This is a genomic window from Desulfobulbaceae bacterium, assembly GCA_015231515.1.
GTDB lineage: Bacteria > Desulfobacterota > Desulfobulbia > Desulfobulbales > VMSU01 > JADGBM01.
In genome coordinates, this window is sequence record JADGBM010000148.1 from 1 (window position 1) to 5,774 (window position 5,774).

8 protein-coding genes are annotated in these 5,774 nt (G+C 44.9%); 5 read left to right on the top strand and 3 right to left on the bottom strand.

From position 1 onward, the window contains the following. The first annotated feature begins 35 nt into the window (after window positions 1–35). Window positions 36–563 (top strand): HAMP domain-containing histidine kinase, encoded by a 528-nt coding sequence (locus tag HQK80_14895; protein MBF0223483.1) that lies wholly within the window; start codon window positions 36–38, stop codon window positions 561–563. Window positions 564–1,441: 878 nt separating this feature from the next. Here HQK80_14895 and HQK80_14900 read toward each other — a convergent pair. After that, window positions 1,442–1,711, bottom strand: coding sequence for a Txe/YoeB family addiction module toxin (locus tag HQK80_14900; GenBank protein ID MBF0223484.1), 270 nt, complete (start codon window positions 1,709–1,711; stop codon window positions 1,442–1,444). Beyond that, window positions 1,692–1,964 carry a type II toxin-antitoxin system Phd/YefM family antitoxin gene (locus HQK80_14905; protein ID MBF0223485.1) on the bottom strand — a complete coding sequence of 91 codons (273 nt, stop codon included), beginning with the start codon at window positions 1,962–1,964 and terminating at the stop codon, window positions 1,692–1,694. The genes HQK80_14900 and HQK80_14905 overlap by 20 nt, the downstream gene beginning before the upstream one ends. A 241-nt stretch (window positions 1,965–2,205) precedes the next feature. Here HQK80_14905 and HQK80_14910 point away from each other — a divergent pair, with 241 nt between their 5' ends. Then, window positions 2,206–2,928 carry a Smr/MutS family protein gene (locus tag HQK80_14910; GenBank protein ID MBF0223486.1) on the top strand — a complete coding sequence of 241 codons (723 nt, stop codon included), beginning with the start codon at window positions 2,206–2,208 and terminating at the stop codon, window positions 2,926–2,928. Window positions 2,929–2,986: 58 nt separating this feature from the next. Continuing rightward, window positions 2,987–3,646 (top strand): carbohydrate-binding family 9-like protein, encoded by a 660-nt coding sequence (locus HQK80_14915; protein MBF0223487.1) that lies wholly within the window; start codon window positions 2,987–2,989, stop codon window positions 3,644–3,646. A gap of 20 nt (window positions 3,647–3,666) precedes the next feature. Here the strand turns inward: HQK80_14915 and HQK80_14920 are convergent, their stop codons facing one another. Further along, window positions 3,667–4,284 carry a hypothetical protein gene (locus HQK80_14920; protein ID MBF0223488.1) on the bottom strand — a complete coding sequence of 206 codons (618 nt, stop codon included), beginning with the start codon at window positions 4,282–4,284 and terminating at the stop codon, window positions 3,667–3,669. A gap of 408 nt (window positions 4,285–4,692) precedes the next feature. On the opposite strand from HQK80_14920, the gene HQK80_14925 reads away from it, so the two are divergent. Both HQK80_14925 and HQK80_14930 read left to right on the top strand, forming a co-directional pair. Next, the gene (locus tag HQK80_14925; protein MBF0223489.1) at window positions 4,693–5,079 is read left to right on the top strand and encodes a YkgJ family cysteine cluster protein; all 387 of its coding nucleotides are present in this window, start codon (window positions 4,693–4,695) and stop codon (window positions 5,077–5,079) included. 293 nt (window positions 5,080–5,372) lie between these two features. Next, a complete protein-coding gene (locus HQK80_14930) occupies window positions 5,373–5,666 on the top strand; it encodes a hypothetical protein (protein ID MBF0223490.1) in 294 nt (97 codons plus the stop codon). The last annotated feature ends 108 nt before the right edge of the window (window positions 5,667–5,774 follow it).

Consider the following 5,774-nt stretch of genomic DNA (forward strand, 5'->3'; position numbering starts at 1 on the left):
AATTTATTGTAAAATTTAACAAAGCTTCAGCTCAGGTGGATAGAATAATTCAACTAACAGACCACCTGCGGGCATTGAGATGGCCAAGCGGAGTCAAGTTTGAACCAGTTGATTTACTGGTTGTTATTGACGATGCAATGAGCATCATGAAAAAAGAAATGATGTTAAACAATATAACTTTACAGAAACATATCCCTGACGATATTCCTCCTGTCTCCGGAAAGTATTATAAACTCGAACAAGTTTTCATTAACCTTGCATCAAATGCCATAAGTGCCATAGGACAAAAAGATTGTGGTGAGATAACGGTTACTGTGATCTCAGAAAACGACAATGTTCAAATTCGATTTTCCGATAATGGTTACGGCATGAGTCCTGAAACTCAAAGCAAAATTTATGAGCCATTTTTTACAACTAAAGGTCATGGTAAGTCTGCGGGGATTGGCATGGGGATAATTTATGAAATATTGATGGAACATCACGGGGAAATAATCTGCGAGTCGGAACTGGACAAAGGGACAACCTTTATTATCACATTACCCATTGATAAGTGCAGCTCTTAATAGAGATATTGCTCGCACCCCGGGTAAAGTTTTGAAGTCATGATGGAAAAGTCTTGAAGCAGGAAATTGATTTTGAAATGACCTCAAACTAACTTCAGACCTCCTGACTTCGGGAGAATCTGTTACGAGACCAACTCGTAGGTCAGCTGCAAGTCCGTGCCGGGAAATTTTGTTTTCGTCAAGTTAAGTTCCCGGCAAAGTAAAGAAAAGGAGTAAAGAAAAGGGGTCGAGTCCGCTCTTGACTTTTGCAAAACTTACGGACTGCCTCCATTGCCAAAGTAAGGGCAACGCTCTCGGCCGAAAAAACAGTCTGAATATATTTTCTCGTGATTATCCTAAAGAATTATCTGCGGGATAAATATGGGAAGTGTACCACTTCTATACCACTTCTATATATTGTGATATATAGCCTTCAAAGTGGAAAATACTTTCCACTTATTCCACACTATTGCGTTTCCATGTATATTTTCCATATATTCCGATATTAGTGCCCTAACATGGAAAGTCACCAGTTTTTCGCGCCAATTCTGCCGTAAGGCGAATGATGAGCTGCCCCCCGACACTACTCTTTTGTTACTTGCTAGTCCCCAAACGTTCAGAGCCCTCCTGAGGCCGTGGTGTGCGAGCTACGAGCAATGGTACTGACAGGGCAAGATGGCAACTGCACAATGCTATTGTTTTCCTATCACACAAAACCGACTATTGCCAAATATATTGATGTTGTCAACAGGAATACAACAAAAGAAAGTTCGTGGTTACATAGGGGTTTGTAGGGCGTGAGCTTAGTCCGACCCCGTTCTGCGCAGCGGATGGCGTGATCGGCGGCGCGGACGCGTCAAGGTCTGACAGCGCGGCCCGGTTAGCCCACCCGTTAGGGCTCACAATTGATCGTAATGTCCGCCAATTGCGAAAATGTAGATATAGTTGTCGTCGAACTTATAAATGACCCGGTCTTTTTGGCTCAACCTGCGTGACCAAAAGCCGGAAAGGTTGTGGCGAAGAGCTTCGGGTTTACCCGTGCCAGTTGTCGGATCTCCCCGCTGCATCTCTTTCAAAACAGAACAAAGAGTTTTGTGCAAACGTTTGTCTTTCGTTCTGAGTTCTTCATAGGTAGCCCACGTACTACCTTCAAACACCAAGGATCTCATTCATTTCTCCGTCCGTTGGTGTGTAACCGGAACGTTCAACATGCGTGCTAGCAGATTTGGTAATTTGCTTCATCAGGCTGGAATTTTGGAGAACGTAAAGGGTTTCTTGGTCACGCTCCCAGTCTTCCGCACTAATAACTATAAAATCATCCCCACTGCGACGGGTTACTTTAATTGGCACATGCTCACTGGCCACTTGTTCGACAAAGTTTTTCATGTTTGAACGAAACTGGTTTACGCTAACAGTTTCCATAGGGCACCTCCTATTATGTACTCCCTTTCGGTACATAATAACACGCCCTAACGAATTAATCAACTGAACGGAACTCCACATTAAATCAGTGGAAAATCAAGGGGTTTCGGTTTATATATACCTGCCCATTGCTGAACAAACAGATACGCCCCAGACTGAAGATCAAAACCTAAGTAACTTTCAACAACTATCAGTAAAATTTTAGAAGGTTGATCAGCCGCTACAGATCAAATTACGCACCATGACCTCTTCCTCATCAAACAGATTTCGACCATTCAAAAACCTGAAATCCCAGATCAAGCTTTCCTCTCGGAAGAGGGAAGAGCTGCGCCCGGCTCCCGCAACCCAAAGTAGAAGCACAGACACTTCCGAGCACGCTCTACCCAAATCGTCAGAAGAGCTAACGTTTCAAGATATTGTCCAGGACATTACCCCCCTGACTCACAATAAAATAACCCGGCCAATCGGTCTCCTAAGGCCCAAATCTCCACACCAGCCCAACCAATCCAAGACCCACAGACATTTAAAAAATAGTATCAGGAAAGGCTTACATTTTTCGTTTACCAACATCCCCCAATTTTTAGATGCAACGTTTCATGATATTTTTTCCGAAACAACCAACTTCCCGGACGGCGACAAACTTTCCATCCAAGCCTATGTTGATTTACATGGTCTTGACAGGGATCAGGCAAAAGTTGTTTTCGACAACTTCCTTTATGAATCAATTAATTTTGACCAGCGTATGCTTCTCATTATCCACGGGCGCGGCATCTCCTCTCCGGGAAAACCCGTACTTAAAACCCTTGTAAATGAATGGCTCACGAGAGGGCCCTGGCGAAAATGGATTCTGTCATTTGGCAGAGCTAACCCGGTGGACGGCGGCTCAGGTGCCACCTACGTTCAGCTGCGCCGAAAGACGAAAACAAAAAGTCAGCGCAGCGGCGCCGGAATTTACACACTGTAATCGCAAACACAGTAACAGCCTGGGGAGACACCACCAGCTAACTTAAAGAGATCGACACATGCGCTGCAAAGCAACAAGACAAGAGAACTGCTCAATTACCAATGCGACTTGGAATACATTTCCCTGGGAGCATATACCGTCTGAACAGATTCAGAACTACATGGGGAAACGGCCAGACCATTTCCCCAAAGTAGCGGTAAAAATCGCCTACGACAGCACAGCAGTCGCTATCATGTTTCGAGTAGAAGACAGATACGTTCGCGCCAGGGCCGTAGCACACCAGGGCAACGTTTATGAAGACAGTTGTGTTGAGTTTTTCTTTACACCAGGTCCGGATATCTCCAAAGGATACTTCAACCTTGAGATGAATTGCGGCGGCACCATGCTTTTTCATTTTCAGCGGCAACCAAGAAAAGACAGGGTGGTGATTCCGGTTAGTGAATGTGAGACGATTTCGTGCCTACATTCGTTGCCTCGCATCGTTGATCCCGAAATCAAAACCCCGGTCATCTGGATCGTTGCCTACCGAATCCCCATCACTGTATTGGAAAAATACTGCCAGGTGATCTCACCGGCCCCACAAGCAGTCTGGCGGGCAAATTTCTACAAATGTGCCGACAGCAGCTCACACCCGCACTGGTTAACATGGGCGCCAGTCGACCTCCCAACCCCCAATTTTCACTACCCGCAAGCCTTTGGTCGGTTGCAGTTTGAATAAAGCACAGTTATTTTGACGGCTTAGCTCTCCTCGTCAAATGAACCGGCAGAAGAATCATCATCCTCTCCCCAACTAAATTTTTGCTCTCTTTTTTCTTCAGGATTACTTGACCAGGGTTGCCAGGACGAAGGGTTTCTCGATCTATTCGAATGCCCTTTTTTTGAATGGCCCCCATCTTCAACCGAGGCAATTGGTTCCTTGCGGGGAGCACAAACAAGAAGCTTACTCCCAACACTGAATAGTACTTCAATTTTATTTGGGAAAATGGTTCTCCGCACAAATCCGACCCCAAAAGTGCGATGATTGATAACGTCGTCAGCTTTGTAGGACGATGTGGTCTCATAGGGAATAGCGGTGGAGGCGTCATTTTTAGCTGAAAGTTTTTTAAAGTCGGCCAGGTCGCACTTCTCTTTATGTTCCGGCGTGGCAATGCCTGCAGCTTTCTTCCCTGCAGCCGCAGATTTGAGTGGATTTTTTTTCGGTCGATACTCCTGGGTCTCATCACAGACGCTGCACTGAATCGCAAGTTCTGAGTCCTCATCACTGTCATCGATTATCGTGTGAAGAGTGATTTCGCTACACGACTGACATCTGAATTTAATCTGCTTCCCTTCTTCGTAAGAATGTTCACTATGCATGTGTATTACCTCGATTGTTTAGTAAGTGAGTGCTGATTTGCAAAATAAACCGCATGGCTGAAAAAAGATTTCATGGCCAACAATTTTGTCGTCCAATAGCCAGCAGGCACATAGATTGGTAGTAGGGGAAAAACGAAAAAGTTATTGAGGCAAAACATAGGCGATTGAATTAAGGTAAATTCAAAGACAATATAAAAAAATTTTGAGAGCGTATATACCATAATGCAGCTATTTAAGATAGGTAGATATTCTTAAAAACTACAAATTATTATCAAGGAGTTTTTCTCCCTTTTACAAGCTATCTTTTTCCACACAATTTTTCCCATTGCTTTTTTCAATAACTTGTCGCATAGTTGGCAGCCCTCCAGCAAGACAATTAATTATTCCCATAATTTCAGGCCGTTAAGAATGACAAGTCCGAGCAGTAATCCATGTCTTCAATGCGGGGCCTGTTGCGCCTACTACCGGGTTTCCTTTTACTGGTCCGAGACAGGGGAGAATGGAACAGGCGTGCCAATTGAGTTAACCGGGCAACTATCCTACCATCGAGCCTTCATGCTCGGCACCAACGATCAGAACCTACGCTGCATCGCCCTGATGGGTATAATCGGCAAAAAGGTTCATTGTTCTATCCATACACGTCGTTCATCTGTATGCCGTGATTTTGCCCCCTCATGGCAGGACGGAACTCCACATCCGGCTTGCGACAAAGCCCGTGCAAAATTCAACCTTGACCCTCTCCAGCCTCACCATTGGCACACTCACACACCCAGAAACTTGCCTCGAGCCGCCTGAGACCTCTTTACAAAGCGACCACCAAAAGTATCATTTTTGTAAATGGCAGAAGATACCGATAGTGATTAAAAAGGTTTCGCCAAGACGATATCACTTGGCCTTACAGAACAGCCTGTTCGCGATATCGGCATGCTTCTCGGTGTTTTTGGCAGCTGGCAGTTGCCCACATATTTTTCTATAATCAGACTAGCCCAAACTGAAGAAAAGACGTATATTTCGGTTGTTCATGTAGGTATTTATACTGCGCAAAGTTTTACAAATAACGTTTTAACTCTAGCCCTCGTACCTCTTATATGGCTTTGCAATCTACACGCAACATAGTTACCATCAGCCTGTTCTGCTGCCTTGGCGCCCTGACTTCAACATATAGTTTTGCCTATTCTGCCCTCAACAAAACTGTGGCAGCAGGCGGCGCACATGCTATCGTTATTGCAACTGACGGGACTGTTTGGACCTGGGGCTATAACGGTCAGGGCCAACTGAATCAGAAAAATTTAAAACACTCAACAACTCCCCTAAAAATCCCTGCCCCATTTTTTGCTGTTTCACTGGCAACAGGCTTTAAACACTCCCGCAACCCAAAGTAGAAGCACAGACACTTCCGAGCACGCTCTACCCAAATCGTCAGAAGAGCTAACGTTTCAAGATATTGTCCAGGACATTACCCCCCTGACTCACAATAAAATAACCCGGCC